16 protein-coding genes are annotated in these 15,582 nt (G+C 47.7%); 3 read left to right on the forward strand and 13 right to left on the reverse strand.

Annotation, left to right across the window (positions count from 1 at the left end; translation table 11 throughout):
* Positions 1-136 precede the first annotated feature (136 nt).
* From kynA to ytxJ, 7 genes are all read right to left on the reverse strand, one after another.
* Positions 137-955, reverse strand: coding sequence for a tryptophan 2,3-dioxygenase (gene kynA, locus NIT04_RS17600; protein ID WP_252504803.1), 819 nt, complete (start codon positions 953-955; stop codon positions 137-139).
* A complete protein-coding gene (gene kynB, locus NIT04_RS17605; RefSeq protein ID WP_252504804.1) occupies positions 952-1,584 on the reverse strand; it encodes an arylformamidase in 633 nt (210 codons plus the stop codon). Before kynB ends, kynA begins: the two co-directional genes overlap by 4 nt.
* A complete protein-coding gene (gene kynU, locus NIT04_RS17610; RefSeq protein WP_252504805.1) occupies positions 1,581-2,852 on the reverse strand; it encodes a kynureninase in 1,272 nt (423 codons plus the stop codon). The genes kynB and kynU overlap by 4 nt, the downstream gene beginning before the upstream one ends.
* Before the next feature lie 298 nt (positions 2,853-3,150).
* Positions 3,151-3,756, reverse strand: a complete 606-nt coding sequence (locus tag NIT04_RS17615) for a response regulator transcription factor (RefSeq protein ID WP_252504806.1) — start codon at positions 3,754-3,756, stop codon at positions 3,151-3,153.
* On the reverse strand, positions 3,753-4,892 hold the full coding sequence (locus NIT04_RS17620; protein WP_252505143.1) for a sensor histidine kinase: 1,140 nt from the start codon (positions 4,890-4,892) through the stop codon (positions 3,753-3,755). The genes NIT04_RS17615 and NIT04_RS17620 overlap by 4 nt, the downstream gene beginning before the upstream one ends.
* Before the next feature lie 73 nt (positions 4,893-4,965).
* Complete coding sequence (locus NIT04_RS17625; protein WP_252504807.1) at positions 4,966-6,027, reverse strand: fatty acid desaturase; 1,062 nt, start codon at positions 6,025-6,027, stop codon at positions 4,966-4,968.
* A gap of 578 nt (positions 6,028-6,605) precedes the next feature.
* Positions 6,606-7,571 carry a bacillithiol system redox-active protein YtxJ gene (ytxJ, locus tag NIT04_RS17630; RefSeq protein WP_252504808.1) on the reverse strand — a complete coding sequence of 322 codons (966 nt, stop codon included), beginning with the start codon at positions 7,569-7,571 and terminating at the stop codon, positions 6,606-6,608.
* Positions 7,572-7,657: 86 nt separating this feature from the next.
* On the opposite strand from ytxJ, the gene NIT04_RS17635 reads away from it, so the two are divergent.
* Positions 7,658-8,317, forward strand: a complete 660-nt coding sequence (locus tag NIT04_RS17635) for a phosphatase PAP2 family protein (RefSeq protein ID WP_252504809.1) — start codon at positions 7,658-7,660, stop codon at positions 8,315-8,317.
* A gap of 11 nt (positions 8,318-8,328) precedes the next feature.
* Here NIT04_RS17635 and NIT04_RS17640 read toward each other — a convergent pair whose 3' ends face one another.
* Positions 8,329-8,877, reverse strand: coding sequence for a hypothetical protein (locus NIT04_RS17640; protein ID WP_252504810.1), 549 nt, complete (start codon positions 8,875-8,877; stop codon positions 8,329-8,331).
* Positions 8,878-8,960: 83 nt separating this feature from the next.
* On the opposite strand from NIT04_RS17640, the gene NIT04_RS17645 reads away from it, so the two are divergent.
* Positions 8,961-9,287, forward strand: a complete 327-nt coding sequence (locus NIT04_RS17645; RefSeq protein WP_252504811.1) for an MGMT family protein — start codon at positions 8,961-8,963, stop codon at positions 9,285-9,287.
* Between the two features lie 6 nt (positions 9,288-9,293).
* On the opposite strand, the gene NIT04_RS17650 is transcribed toward NIT04_RS17645, so the two are convergent.
* Positions 9,294-9,515, reverse strand: a complete 222-nt coding sequence (locus NIT04_RS17650; protein ID WP_252504812.1) for a transcriptional regulator — start codon at positions 9,513-9,515, stop codon at positions 9,294-9,296.
* Positions 9,516-9,606: 91 nt separating this feature from the next.
* Here NIT04_RS17650 and mscL point away from each other — a divergent pair, with 91 nt between their 5' ends.
* Positions 9,607-9,981 carry a large-conductance mechanosensitive channel protein MscL gene (gene mscL, locus NIT04_RS17655; protein ID WP_252504813.1) on the forward strand — a complete coding sequence of 125 codons (375 nt, stop codon included), beginning with the start codon at positions 9,607-9,609 and terminating at the stop codon, positions 9,979-9,981.
* Positions 9,982-10,219: 238 nt separating this feature from the next.
* Here mscL and NIT04_RS17660 read toward each other — a convergent pair whose 3' ends face one another.
* From NIT04_RS17660 to NIT04_RS17675, 4 genes are all read right to left on the reverse strand, one after another.
* Complete coding sequence (locus NIT04_RS17660; protein WP_252504814.1) at positions 10,220-12,160, reverse strand: DUF2207 domain-containing protein; 1,941 nt, start codon at positions 12,158-12,160, stop codon at positions 10,220-10,222.
* A gap of 477 nt (positions 12,161-12,637) precedes the next feature.
* Positions 12,638-12,796, reverse strand: a complete 159-nt coding sequence (locus NIT04_RS17665; RefSeq protein ID WP_252504815.1) for a hypothetical protein — start codon at positions 12,794-12,796, stop codon at positions 12,638-12,640.
* Positions 12,793-14,031 carry a helix-turn-helix domain-containing protein gene (locus NIT04_RS17670; RefSeq protein WP_252504816.1) on the reverse strand — a complete coding sequence of 413 codons (1,239 nt, stop codon included), beginning with the start codon at positions 14,029-14,031 and terminating at the stop codon, positions 12,793-12,795. Before NIT04_RS17670 ends, NIT04_RS17665 begins: the two co-directional genes overlap by 4 nt.
* Positions 14,032-14,163: 132 nt before the next feature.
* A complete protein-coding gene (locus tag NIT04_RS17675; RefSeq protein WP_252504817.1) occupies positions 14,164-15,453 on the reverse strand; it encodes a S8 family peptidase in 1,290 nt (429 codons plus the stop codon).
* Positions 15,454-15,582 lie beyond the last annotated feature (129 nt).

Raw genomic sequence — 15,582 nt, forward strand, 5'->3', positions numbered from 1 at the left:
CGCGGATTGCAGGACTTAGGCGTATTTCGCGGAGATTATGCGTAATTGAGTGCCTGCGCATCGCGCTGAATGCCTTTGACAATTATAGATTCCTTCAAAAAGAGGCCGCCCAATTGGATAGCCTCTCTCACTTCATTCACAATTTCGTCCGTACGTCCCATAGTTCAGGAAAAAATTTATGGTCGAGGACGGATTTCAAATAGTCGACGCCTGACGAGCCGCCTGTGCCCGTTTTGAAGCCGATGATCCGTTCCACAGTTTTCATATGGCGAAAGCGCCATTGCTGGTGGCTGTCCTCGATGTCGACGAGCTTTTCAGCAAGCTGGTACAAGTCCCAATAACGGTCGACGTCGCGGTATACTTCGAGCCAGGCGGCTGCCACGGTCGGATCGCCTCCATATGTGACAGAGAAATCACGTGTCAGCAAATCTGGATTGACCGGGAAACCTGCCCGAGCGAGTGCGCGGATGGCGACGTCGTAAATGCCCGGCGCTTCATAGGCGGTTTTCAATTCGCTCGCGAGCTCGGGGTCTTTCTCGTAGATTTTCATTATATGCGGCTTTTTGTAGCCAAGCGCAAACTCGATCAGCCGATTTTGGTAGGACTGGAAGCCCGATGCGCGACCTAGACTTTCGCGGAATTCCATATACTCGGCAGGTGTCAACGTCGAAAGGACGTCCCATGCCTGGATGATCTGCGTCTGCACCCGGGAAACGCGTGCCAGCATTTTGAACGCTTCCGGCAGTTCGTCTTCTTCAATCAACTCGATCGCCGTGTTCAGTTCATGCAATATGAGCTTCATCCAAAGCTCGCTCACTTGGTGGATGATAATGAACAGCATTTCGTCATGGTGGCCGGACAACCGCTCCTGGCTGGAGAGCACTTTATCGAGCCGTAAATATTCCCCGTACGTCATGTTGTCCCGAAAATCCGTATGAATCCCTTTGTCACTCATGACGACCACTTCCTAACGACTGCGCGTACCGGGCTTCCATCTCCGCCTTCAATCGGCAATGGCAAGGCAATCAGTTCATAGTCCCCCGGTTCTACTTTCTCCAAAACGATGTTTTCCAAAATGAGTACGTCATTGTCATACAACGAATGGTGGGCATCCAACGTCTTGCTATGTTCCGGGTCGACGGAAGGCGTATCGACTCCAATCAGCCTCACGCCCCGCTCTTTCAATAAAGGACCGATATCCGCCCGTAAATACGTAAACGTTTCCGGGAACAAATCCTGATCAGGACGGCTTGATGTTTTCAATAAAATACGTTCCACATCGCCGAAGTCGATTCCATTCAAATCGGAGCGCCCGACGCTTTCAAGCCCCGAGACGTCAATGACGCGAGCCTTTCCGATATACACATCGATTGGCAGCTCATGCACTTTCATCCCCTCATCGTCATAGTGGAACGGTGCGTCGATATGCGTCCCCGTATGCGTGCTCGTCGTCATCTTTCCGATGTTCACGGAACCCGTGTCTGCTTTCGGGAACTCGACTTTATAGGTAAACGGCGTGTCTCCCGGCCATTCGGCGATTCCATTATGCAGCCGTTGCGAAATATCGATCCACTTATCCGTCATGCGACAACCCCCCTTTTATTCTCAAACTTTTCGTATCGTTTTTCATCCATGATGACTTTCAGCTTCTGTACTGTATGCCAAACGTCTTCAAATGTATTGTAAAGGGCGACAGGAGCGAGCCGTATGCCGTTCGGCGCACGGAAATCCGGTATGACGCCATCTTCCTTCAGCGCCTTGCAAATGCGAGCCGCTTCTTCGTGCTCGAGCAATAAATGGCCGCCGCGTATTCCGTCGACCGGATTCCCGATTGTGAAGCCCGATTCCGGCAGCTCTTGTTCAATCAATTCAAGCATATAACCCGTCAACTCAAGCGATTTTTCACGGATTGCCGATATGCCCACTTCCTCGAACATATCGAGGGACCCGATGACTGGCGCCAAGCTGAGCACATGGGGCGTTCCAATCTGATATGCGCCGGCGTCCGACGCTGGATCCATCATATGATCCATATCGAATTGCGACTCCTTTTTCGAGCCGAACCAACCAGCGAGCCCCGGCGCTTTGCCGAAATGCTTTTCATGAACGAACAGGCCGCCAACGGAACCCGGCCCGCCGTTCAAATGCTTATACGTGCACCAGAACGCAAAATCCGTCCCCCAGTCATGGAGCGAATGCCCGACCGCACCAATCGAATGGCAAAGGTCGAAGCCGATCGGGATATTCCGTTCATTTGCAGCTTTCGTCAACTTCTCCATATCAAGCACCTGCCCGCTTCGGTACAGGACTGCCGGCAAAACGATAAGCGCGACGTCATCGGTCATCGCTTCGATAATGTCATCTTCCAACAAATAACGGCCGTCTGGGCTTTTGATGCGGATGAGATGAGTATCCGGATCATAACCTTTCAAACGGAGCTGACTTTTCAGCGCATAAATATCCGACGGGAAATTTAGTTCATCTGCGAGGATTTTTGTTTTATTGCCGTCAGGCTTGTAAAACGTCGAGACGAGCTGATGTAAATTCGTTGTCGTGGAGCCGGTCGCAATGACTTCGCCTTTCTTTCCCCCGACGAGCGGTGCCATTTTCTCACCGACTTGCTCGGATAAGTAAAACCACGGATGCTCCCCTTCCGTCCATCCGTCGATGCCAAGGGTTTTCCATGACGCGAGCAAATCTAGCAATGTGCGCTCCGCACGCTTCGACAATAAACCGAGTGAATTGCCATCCATGTAAATGGTGTTGGCCGGTATGTAAAATTCGCCCCTATAGGAAGCGAGTTTGTCTTGCCGATCCCGTTCCTGTGCGTTCGATAAAGTGTGTTGTGTCATGCGGATCCCCCTTTTGATATTGCTAAGAAAAGCATAGCATATTCACAGAAGGGCGGACATTCTGAATTTGTGGAAATATCAGGTATACGGATGGGCGATTTCCGGTGAGCGGTGAGGCTTGCTTCGGGCGTGGGTGTGCTCACTTTGAGCGCGGGGCGACCTGCTTTGAGCGCGGGACGACTCACTTTGAGCGCGGGACGGCCTACTTTGAGCGCGCACCCACTCACTTTGGACGCGATTGCCGTCAGGCGAAAATAAAAAAGGCAAAGGAGATAGCTCCTTTACCTGCAGGCACCTGTTATTTGAACCATCCCTTCTCCTTGAAACGCGAAATCGCTTCAATCCGATTGCCGACCTCCAGCTTTTCAAGGATGACGGAGATGTAGTTTCGCACCGTTCCCGGTGTCAAAAATAGCTCGCCGGCGATTTCCTTTGTCGTCTTCCCTTCCGCGACAAGTTCGAGAACTTGGCTTTCGCGGTCAGTGAGCGGATTTTCCGAGTCTTCCTCGTACGCGATGTCGACGAGCTCGGGCGCGTAGATCCGCCGTCCATCCTGAATCGCATGGATGGAACTGACAAGCTCTTCGATTGGACTGTCTTTCAATAAATAACCGCGGACCTTCGCTTTTCGCGCACGTTCAAAATAGCCCGCCCGCGCAAACGTCGTCAAGATAATGATTTTGCAGTCCATCCCGATTAGCTCCTCTGCGGCATCCAAGCCGGTCATGACCGGCATTTCGATATCCATGATGCAAATATTGGGTTCATGCTCCTTTACAAGGGCGACCGCTTCCTCCCCGTTCCGTGCCATTCCGACGACTTCCATATCATCTTCCATGTTCAAAAGGGAGCCTAATGCGCCTAACATCATTCCTTGGTCTTCTGCAATGACGATTCGAATCATGCTTTCCCCTCCTCAACTTGATGTGTAATGACGACCGGCACTCGGATTGTCAATGTCGTCCTGCTGTCCTCTTTGATTTCAAGAGATCCATTCACGAATTCGAGTCGTTCCCGCATTCCCTTCAAGCCCGTACCGACCGACTTCCTATTTTTCATCCCTTTGCCGTCATCTTGAACGATAATTGAAATTTCATCTTCCGAATGCTTGAAAACGACTTTGCAAACCGTCGCTTCGCTATGTTTCACAACATTCGTCACCGCCTCTTTCAGGCACATGCCGAGGACATTCTCGACGTTTGACGGAATATTGGTCACTACCGGGAAATCGGAATCCCCTTCGATCCTCAATTCTATTTCCGCCGCGGCAAGGATTTGGCGGGCACGCATCACTTCATCTGCGAGCTTTGTTGCACGTATATTCGCCACAAGCTCGCGCACTTCCTTCAGCGCCGTACTAGCCGTTTGGCGGATGTCAGCCAACTCCCTCTCCGCCTCTTCCGGACTTTTCGGAATCAATCTTCGGGCCAGGTCACTTTTCAACCCGATCATCGACAGCTTCTGTCCTAGCGTATCATGTAAATCCCTTGCGATCCGTTCGCGTTCCTCTATGAGCATTAATTCTGAAATGCGTTCCTTCGCATCCTCCAACTGGTCTTCAAGTTTTTCACGCTTGCTCCGGTTGTATAGATTGAACGGAAGAAGGATGACGCCGATCACCGTGATGAGGATGAAATGAACTTGCGGCAAGAAAAGATTGATTTCCAAGAAAAATCCTGTGACAATTGCGCCGACCGTGAAAAAGATATGTAAACCATACATGATGAAGAAACCGACCGTTGATCGTATATTCCCGATGAAAAACGCGGTGAAAATGGACAGGTACACGTAGCCGAACAGAAGGGTCATGACGATATTGATGACAATTTCGAAGCTGACCCACATATAGACAAGGCCGCTTTTCGATTTGAATGAAAAGAAATAGGAGATGAAATAAAGCACTAATAACCCGGTGCCGACTGAAATATCGACCGCAGACCATGTCCGGAAGATGAAAAAGAACGGCAACAGGCAAAAAACGATCCATGCATAAATACTGAGCCACGTATTTTTAGGAAAGATACTGTACCATTTTTGCATCCATGTCACCATCCTGTTCCTTCCATTATACCAAAAACACGCAGCCGCCTCATAGGAAGGCGGCTGCATTTTATCATTTACTGTCAAAGCTCGTTCGTTTCGGTTTCAAATCCTTCAAATCAATGCTTGGCGTGGCACGTTTGACCGCGTTTTTCACTTCTTTGAATGTGATGAACCGCTTGTTCTCCGGATCATAAAGTTTGTATCGGAGCGACTCTAAGCTTGTTTTAATATTGATGGTCGTCGCCATTTGAAGAGGCGGAGTTGACTCATGCGCTATTTCCAAATTGTAGTTTGGAACGCGTGGTGCCAAGTGATGGACGTGGTGGAAGCCGATGTTGCCGGTCGCCCATTGAAGGACTTTCGGCAATTTGTAATACGAGCTGCCTTCCACTGCTGCCTTCACGTAATCCCACTCGGATTCCTCTTCGAAGTAGGAATCTTCGAATGTATGCTGGATGTAGAATAGCCAGATGCCGAGCGCTGCTGCGACAAACATGATCGAACCTTGCACGATGAGGAATGCCTGCCAGCCGACGAGCCATACCATAAATGCATATAGCGCGACGAGAATAACGTTCGTCAAATACGTATTCATGCGTTCTTTTCGACGTGCGTCTTTCCGATTGATTCTTCCCGTAATGAGGACTAAATATATCGGTCCGAGTCCGAACATGACAAGTGGATTCCGGTAGCATCGGTACATGAGACGCTGCCAATTCGACGCCTTAACATATTCCTCTACCGTCATGACCCAAATGTCCCCAACGCCTCGCTTATCCAAGTTAGAGCTCGTTGCGTGGTGAATCGCATGCTCGCGTTTCCACTTTTCATAAGGGAACAAAGTGAGAACCCCTGTAATCGTACCGACAATGTCATTTGCTTTTTTATTTTTGAAAAATGAACCATGCGTGCAGTCGTGGAAAATGATGAATGTCCGGACGACGAAGCCCGCTGCAATTACTGCAATTCCGATCGTCAACCAAACCGACACCGACAGGCTTTGATACGCCAAGAACCATAGAAGAAATATAGGCGGAACCGTATTGATCAGTTGGATGACACTCTTTTTTAAATCCGATTTGGCATAAGGTGCAACATTCTTGTGCAATTGTTTTGTTTTTTCCTTGCTCATTGTAAACGCCTCCTCGAGAATTTTTCCTTAATTCCATACTAATATGCTTACCCAAATTTCAAAATAGATGAACGTCATAACTTTGCATATGACAAGTGTCATTTATTGTGAAGGAGTTCACAAGGAATCGAGCAGAACGTAGGAGTTATGCGTAAGTTTCTGGATTTATGCGTAATTATTTACTTTTATGCGTGCGTTCGGAGAGTTATGCGCGAGTTTTAACGTTTATGCGGGATTCAGAGGAGTTATGCGTGAATTTCAGGGTTTATGCGTGATTGGAAAGTGATTGTATTTTTACATAGTAATTCATAAATAAAAAAACAGGCATCCCGTTAAGAGATGCCTCAGAGGTGTAGACAAAGTCGTTCTTTGACTTTGTCCACACTCAATTTTACAGATAGATACGATTAATAGACATATCTCTCAGCCTGATTGAAAACGCTTGTCATCCTAGGCGCGAAGTGGAGCGAAGACGCGAATAGAACTAAAGTTCATGAGCGGACGAGCGACACGAGCAACAACGGATGCGAGCGTTTGTCAACAGGCTGAGGCATCCCGTTAAGAGATGCCTGCCACTTTCAACCATTCGCTTCAACGGCTGATTTAATATTGGATTGGCTGATTTTGTAATGGCTCGCATGCCATGCCGCTTCGCCGTCCTTTAATAGGAAGAGTTGCGGGCTTTCATGCTGTATGCTCAATTCGCTTTCGATTTCATTGGACAAGGAGCGGCTTCTTTGGACAATTAAATAGTATTTCGGAATCTCCGTTTCGAACCTGTCAAACTCCCGATACCCCGCTGCGCTTATCGGGCACGTCGAGCTATGCTTCATCAGGAAAACTGGCTCTTTATTCGATTGACTCCGTACTTGTTCCCATTCTTCAATGGATCGGATCTCTTTCATTAGATGATCTCTCCTTTCCCTAAGTGAAGGGTCGTTCCTGAATAATAGACGGTCGATGGGCCGCCTTACTTCCTTATATACCCTTTTGCGACAAGGTAAATCTTTCCGGTGCGCGAATAATAGAAAAGCGACAACGAGTATGGCGGCAACCGTTTGCGACCAATCCCTCGTCAATCCAAACAGGAAAAGCGGCGACATGGCCATTGCGCTTAAACCGACGAGGCTGAAGTTTTTCAGGAATGGATAGAAGACTAGAAACACGACAACAAAACAAGCAACGACAAGCGGGTTGAATGCAAGCATCCCGCCAATGAACGACGACACCCCTTGCCCGCCGCGGAACTTATGGACAAACGGATAAATATGCCCTGCCATGACGGCAAAGACGCATGCCAGTTGGAGCCATTCGTCCATCCCTAGCCATCTGGCAATCAAGACGACGATCGCTCCTTTTAATGCATCTCCAATAAACGTCAAAACAAAGCCGGTTTTGCCGAACACCCTTCCTGCATTTCGTGCGCCTGGATTCCCGCTTCCCGATAAGCGGATATCTTGTCGGTACAACAATTTACCGATGACAGTTGCCATCAGCAAATTGCCAATCAAATACGCGCAGATGAGCAATACGGCTACTTCCATTCATTCCCACCCCACTTTCCTACTTCACAATATGCAGCACCCTGCCTTTTCCTGTACAATATGTCGCAGAAGAGAGGATGATCTAGTTGAAGGAATCAGCAATTCGCCCTTCTGTGGCCATCATTTTATGTATTGTTTTCGGCGGCGCCTTTGCTTTCATAGTCACAGCGATTCTCAGCGATATGATCGGCGGCTTTGACAGATCGGTCATTGATGCCATCCAAGGGTTGGAAACCTCGTGGTTGACGTCCATTATGCTCGCGTTCACATTCATCGGCTCCACAAAAGTCGTAATGCTCCTTACTATCGCAGGGACCGTTCTTCTATTATGGAAGTTCCGCTCCAGAAGCGAAGGCTACTTCTTTTTCTTCACAATGATTGGGACGATCATATTGTTCCAAGCTTTGAAGCTCATTTTCAAAAGGCCGCGTCCTGAGTTCCATCGGCTCGCCGAAGTGGGTGGCTATAGCTTCCCGAGCGGTCATGCGATGATGGCCTTCAGTCTCTACGTGCTTTTCACTTATTTGCTATGGCGTCATATACAATCGACTGCAGGCAGGACAGCCTTGGTGGCCTTTGCTATTTTCATGTTTGTCATGATTTCTGCGAGCCGCATCTATTTAGGTGTCCATTATCCGAGCGACATCCTCGGAGGTGCGATTGCAAGCGCTTTTTGGCTTACACTTACGGCATTCCTGTTTGTCCTATCTGAAAAGCGGAAGAAACGCGGCCTCGTTCAAGATTGACGAGGCGCTTTTCATTCGGTGAATCTAGCTGCTTCCTCATCGGATAGAATCCGTGGTTTGAAATTCCCCACTTCCATATAGTCAACGCGCTCATCCACCGCAATTTTGAACACGTATGGATCATTCGTCTTTTCAATCGTTTGGACGTTCGATTGCATTTTTTCGTAATAGGTCTTTACTTCCTGCTCCACCCAAAACGGCACCTCTCGATTCGGCACGCCACTCTCCTTCTCCTTCCGCTCATCCTCCCATTGTTGCTTCGCTTCCGGATCCATGCGGAAATAGATCTTTTGCAAGGTATCAATCACTTCTCCGAATCCGATGATCAGCAACCCATACAGGAAGTGTGACGCTACGATGCCGAGGAACGCAAACAACGCAGTTCCCGTAATCCCGCTTGAATAATGCATTTCTCCCCAATCATTCATGAGGTGGCCGCCCATTTGTGCCATCATCGACAAGGAGAAGATCCCCTGGATGACACCCCATCCGATTACGACAACTCCGGCAATCTTGATGATATATCCAATGAAACTCTGCTTCGTAAATAAGTTGCTCAACATGACCACTCTCCCATTTTAATTTCCACCTATCTTGTGTACGATTGAGTGACTTGGATAGTTTCATTAAGAGGAGGAAGGACATGCTTCCATTTACAGAACGGGTTGTGCAGATCATTCGGGACATCCCTGCAGGCAAGGTCATGACATATGGGCAAGTGGCAGGCGCAGCTGGCAATCCGCGGGGTGCAAGACAAGTCGTCAGAGTCCTCCATTCGATGAGCGCCAAATACGAATTGCCTTGGCACCGGATCATCAATGCACAAGGCGCTATTTCGACCCCTTCCGATCGGGAAGAAAAAGGCGGCTTGCAACGAGAGTTGCTGGAGGCGGAAGGTGTGGAATTCATGGCTAATGGGAAAGTGGATCTGCAAGTCTATCGGTGGTTTCCTGAAGAAGAATTTATGTGATGAAGATCAAATCGCCTGCCGTTCGCGGCTAACTACACGTTGCACGGACAAGACCCGGTCCGTTTTGAATGTACGTTTTTCATGGCGCAAATGGCAATAGGCCGTGAATGAATCCATACCGACTGTAAGAATGCGGATGCGTCTTTTCGTCAGTGTCCCATCCGCCCGCATATAGATCATTTCCGCCAATTCATGGCGCTCGCATATTTTGAGTAAAGCTTGTCGCAAAGCTCTCATCTCCGTTCGGAACATTTGTTCCCATTATATGCGAACGGCAACAGAAAAACAACTCCATTTCACTTGAAAGGAGGTGAGAAATATGTGGAAAGAATTCAAGGAATTCGCGTTCAAAGGAAACGTCCTTGACCTCGCAATTGCCGTCGTCATCGGTACAGCTTTCGGCAAGATCGTATCATCGCTCGTCGATAACATCATTATGCCGATTGTCGTTGCTATCACCGGAAAGGTTGACGTATCCACTCTTGAAGTGGCAATCGGTACCACCACCCTTACATATGGACTATTTTTGCAATCCATCATTGATTTCATCATCATCGCCTTCTCGATTTTCCTATTCGTTCGTCTCTTAATGAAGTTCAAACGGAAAGAGGAGCCTGCGAAGGAAGAACCGCCTGCGCTTGACGCGAAAGAAGAATTATTAAAAGAAATTCGCGATTTATTGAAAGAAAAATAATGATAAAATGCCTGCTCATTAAAAAGCAGGCATTTTAGAGTGTAGACAAAGTCTTTTTTTTACTTTGTCTACACTCTTTTTCGGGAAGCCGTGATGCATCGGGATTTCCTCAGCCTGATTGAAAACGCTTGTCAGCCTAGGCGCGAAGTCGAGCGAAGACGCGAATAGAACTAAGGTTCATGAGCGGACGAGCGAGACGAGCAACAACGGATGCGAGCGTTTGTCAACAGGCTGAAATTTAATCTGCACCGGCTCCACCACCCCCGCCATCTCCTCCTCCGCTGCTGTAACTACCACCGGAATCATATCCTCCGCTTCCCCATGAAGATCCGCCCTTGCTCGGTGACGTTTGGGGTCCCCAAGTAGAATAGGCGAAGTAAAGTGGATCCACTTGCAATGCGAACAGGGGCGCCAATGGGGAGGATTCAGGCAAGCCCCTTGTAAGCCTTGGAAGCCTTTTCTTCGATTTATTCAATAAATATGCACGTGCAAGCCAACGATCGGCTTCGTCCTGATGTAGATAATTAGGGATCCCCCGCTTCACACGCCTCCTGAATTTCGCAATGCTCATTTTCGTGTAAAGAGCGGTTAGCGAGCTTGGAATCGTTTTTGGGATTGAGAAGTATAAAATTGCACCTAAGATGACCGCAGAAAGGACAGCTTCTGATAACGAAGGAGCAACGATTTGGGCCCCGGCAGAAAACATTCCAATCATGAACAGAATAGCCGGCCACTTCTTTTCGAGATTCGTACTGTAAAAATAATACCCGATCACTGCGACAATAGCAGGAAACGAAATTCCCCAGCCGCCGGCGCCGTCTGCATAAAATCCGTACATCGTCGTTATTGTAAGCAGAAGGAAGATTGCTGTCTTCATCAGTTTAGGTATCTTCGTCGAAACCGACCCTGCGTCTTCCATAAGACTAAGCACATCGCTATGCCAGACTTCGTGGTTTTCATAGAATTGCCGTTGTTTTCGCAGATGGGTCCGATTCTTTTTATCGACATGAACGGATGGCCCTGCCATGTCATGCAAATGGAATTTCCGATGACCGACCCTCCCTTTGAAGAGCCATGTCAATAAATACTGCTCGTGGGGCAATAATGTCTGCTTTGATTTCTTCAATTGTTCATTCGAATGGAGCAAGTGAAAGACAAGCGTCTTTTCAGGGGCACCTTCCTCCCCTTGGAAACGTGCTGCCGAATCCGTCGTTTCCACTTTGATAATTCCTTTTTCAACGAGCGAAAACAGCCCGGCCAGAAAGCTTTTCCGGTTGAATCGGCCATTCTGTTCGACAAAAGCCAAATACGTCGGATCGGTCTGCAGTACGACATCCGTGCTACCGAACAGAGTGAAGACCCGTTGCCTTATGAGAATGAGCAATATGATCACTACTATGAAGAATATGCTTAAGCTACTCGCTACATTTTCCGCAACGGGGATGTTCGCCCACCTCGACTCTTTTTTATCTATGAGCTGCTGTTCCTGCCGTATTGCTTCTTCGAGTGAAATCGGCTCGGCAATTTTTGGCTGCTCGGTCATAATTGAAGAAGGGAACAGTACACGGGTCTCCGTCACTGTATATGCGGCCGACTTGGGCGTATGAAACGAAATGCCGTCGCGATAAACCTTCCGTACTTCCCCTTCCCGGTCGTGCAGAAAACCATGGATGTGCTTATCCCCGGCGTCACCCGGCAACACGTACGTAATGTCCACATTATTCAAATCCGCATCGTGATTGCCGCCACCCTCAAAATAGGTGACCGACAAATCGCTGTATGTATCATATGAAGTCACCGCGTTCTGCATTTTGTAGACATAGAGGACAGAAATGGTTTTATTCTCCTCCTGGATGGCTGTCCGGTACGCGCTTCCTTTACGAGCCACCTCCGCTTTCGTTATGGAAGATTCCTCGATCTCCCCGACGACAGGCTCCTGCCCTTCGATCAAATAAGCTTCGAAACGATCGATCTGGCCAAAATGCTTCTCAGGAAACGATCGGGTCAACTGCGAAAACGAACCATCCAACGTATACGTGAACACCTCATTCACCAACATATCGCCATTCGGTTGCACCCATCCCTTAATCTGCACCCGATCGACCGAGTACGACTTTGCCTCAGCATGGGCAGGTGAAAGGAACAGTAGCATGACAATAAAAATCATTATCTTCCGCATCTGAGCACCCCCTTTTGGTTAGCTACAATACGGTGAGAGGCGTGGAAGGGTTTCAAGCAAACAGTAAAACGGGTGTTTCGGCATGTTTGTAAGTAGGAAATAAGTTGCTGCTCCGCTTAGAAATGATTATCTATTGAATCCTCAATTACCAAGTCATGAATTTTTATTCTAATCCCACTCTATCTGAACCACCCCTCCCCCAAATTCGACATCCTTGTGTCGTTCGTTGCCTCCTTCTCGAACTGATGCTACAATGGAATGTAGGATTGACGATAAAAAGGAGTGAAGTCTTCATGTGGTTCTTATACATCATGTACATCTTGTTCGCTTTTATCATCCTTGGTACAACATTTGGTCTTATCAGCACATTCAACAATCATAAGTGATTGTTGAAGTGCTTTTTTTGTGGAATCGCGTCATGATGACGGAAAATTGAAAAGGTGTCCCGCAGCCAGTTGGCTAGGGACACCTTTTTTCTCATGTTTGTGGGGGTAAGACCGATGGTGGAGTTAAATTGTCTTTCCCTTTTGTGTGCGTGGATACGCTGTCATTCGGCTCTAGTGCAAATGCGGTACCCGTCCCGGCAAATGCAGCAAACATTGCCGTCAGTAAAATGATGGTTAACTTTCGTTTCATAATTCCTTCTCCCCCTTATCATAATGATACAAACTATACATCCCTGCTTTTTCGTAGTCGCCGGTAGATCGGTAATAGTTTGCCAATCTCCAGGCAATACTTCTTGCTTCCCCTATATAATCATGTTTCTTCAGAAAAGGGAATGCTATTTGTTCACAATAGTCAAAAAGTTCTCGTTGGGAAATTTTAGTCTTTCTAAAGTAATCTAACTGTACCTTTAAATATGGGTCTTTTTTCCTTTCTACTAATCCTTCCAATTCATCAAGCAGCGAATCGATTTCTTGTTTTTCCTCAACGGCTGTTTGCAATAAATGAATAAGGACTGCTTGATAAAAATCGGTGCCCGGCTCCAACAGCGTCTTTACTTCTTGCAACATGTCATATGCTGATTTATGAAGCCCTCTCCTATTTTGTAACATCGAATAATTGTAGAGCGCCCCCCGATACAACTCATCCATCTCCATCAACTTCGCATTGCGGAGAACCGTTTTGAACAAGCTGTCTGCTTGTAGGATGAAATCACGGTTCGTATAATTGATGGCCAATAGAAGCTGTGCGTGAAGCAGGCGGATGTAATTGTTGTCTTTCCGGAAGTGGTCGACGGCCATTTCCGCGAAGTATGTCGATCTTCCGTATTGTGCTCTGTTGTGAAGCAAATACGCTTTTTGATAAAACAGCTCCCCTTCGAACATGAAAGGAATCCTTTCACGGTGTGCTTCAATTTGTTTTAGGCGATTCTCAGCAGCCGTAAAGTCTTGGGAGAAGATGTCGTGTATAAGGTAAATAACTTTGGATACACCATTTTCATAATCTGTGAATGACGTTTCCATCCGTTTCAAGATGGATACTTGCTGCGTAGTGCGGGGCTTGTCCCGTTTGAATAAATAATAACGCAATTTATAGAGCTCATACCGGTTCACCAAATCTGTCGATTGCAAGTAGTCTTCTTTCGTGGAAAGCTCTTTGTATACCTCTTCCATCGATTTCAAGTCGTAATAGACCGAGTGCATGATGAATGTTTCCAATTTCTCTTTCCAGTATTCATATATATCGACTTCTCTCTCCCATTCAATGCCCATCCGTTTGAACAGTTCATTGATTGTTTCGGTATGGGGAATGTATTTATTCGACTCGATTTTGCTTAAATGCGAGATGGAGCAGACGCCATTACTGAGCTCGGCTTGTGTCAAATTGTTTTTCATTCTGTAGTATTTTAGGATGGATCCGATATTCATCATTAGCACCCCTTTAGTTTCTAACTATTCAAAACATATCATTTCCATTAATTGAATACATGAGAAAACAGTCCCAGGGGAGTAAGGGACTGTTTTCGGCCTAATGTATGGGATTTTCATTAGGAGGCTATTTTAACGTACTCTTGCAAACCCGAATCCGGATGCAATGTCGTCTCCTGTGCCGGCGAAGTGACCGCCGAGGATATCATATGATTTCGCACGATTTTGCAAGTTGGAGCGTAGCTGAACGTTTGTGAAGCTTGGGTTTTCCGCCCAAACTTTCGCTGCCAATCCTGCCACATGCGGTGTTGCCATGGATGTACCGCTAATTGTCGCATACCCGCCGTTGTACCAAGTCGAGTAGATGGATGTGCCGGGTGCCGACAATTCAACATCTCCCGTTTGGATAAGATAATCGCCGGCCGTTCTGTTATTGCCACGGGACGAAGAGTTGGCGACACGGTATGTGCCGTTTTCCAACCGATTTTCGAGATTCGCGACTGCGATTGCTGACGGCAAAGCTGCCGGATAATCGATCGAACCAGGAGAGTAGCCGTCGTTTCCTGCTGCCGCGACAACTAATACGCCGCGGTCATACGCATAGTTGACAGCATTCGTGATCAATGAGCTTTCTCCGTTCGAACCGAGGGACATGTTGATGACGACTTTCGCCTGTTGGGAATATGCCTGATCTGCCGCGTGGCGGATTGCATTTGCAATGTCATCCGCATAGCCGTTACCAGAGTCATTCAATACTTTATACGCCCACAGTTTCGCATTCGGGGCCACTCCGTAAACGCCTCTTCTGTCATCTCCACCTTCGCCCAAGGCAGTCCCCGCAACGTGTGTGCCATGCCCGTTGCGGTCGGTGCAAGAATTATTCACAAGCGGCGAGCTTTGCGTGAAGTCCTTACATTGTTCCGAGTTATAGTATAAGTCGTTATGGTTCACATTGACGCCTGTATCGAGCACGGCGATTTTCACGTTTGAACCGCCTGTCGTATATGTCAGATTACTGTCATTATAGATCGCCTTGATTCCCCAAGGAACCGACTGGCTCGCAGCCGCTGCTTCCATTTCATCATTCACCGTCAATGATGCCGGGTCGATTTGGATAGACAACACTTCCACTTTTTCGACAGTGATATGCGGTATATTCTGTAAAGCCTCAAACTCCTTCGCTGTCACGTCCGTCGTGTAGGAATGGCCGTCGAATGCATTGCGAAGCTCGTAGCTTTGTTGAAGCTGTTGCAGCTCTTGTTCATTCTTCGCCGTGATGAGCACTCGGAACGTTTCGCCCCGTTGCTTCATTTGCTCCTCTTTGAAATCCCGGAAATCATCCTTTGCAAACGCGCTTCCTGCTGGAACAAGCATACTTGCCGTAATTGCAATTGCTGCGAGCACCTTCAATGGTTTCTTCATTCATTCTCCTCTTTTCCTATTAGATTCGGTGTTGCTAACTTCACTGTAGCAAACATTCCGACAATAGGAAATTGGGAAAATTCGATAGAAATCGACCTTCTTCGTCGCTTCCATCTCTATCTATCCACC

The organism is Sporosarcina sp. Marseille-Q4943 (genome assembly GCF_943736995.1).
Classification (GTDB): domain Bacteria; phylum Bacillota; class Bacilli; order Bacillales_A; family Planococcaceae; genus Sporosarcina.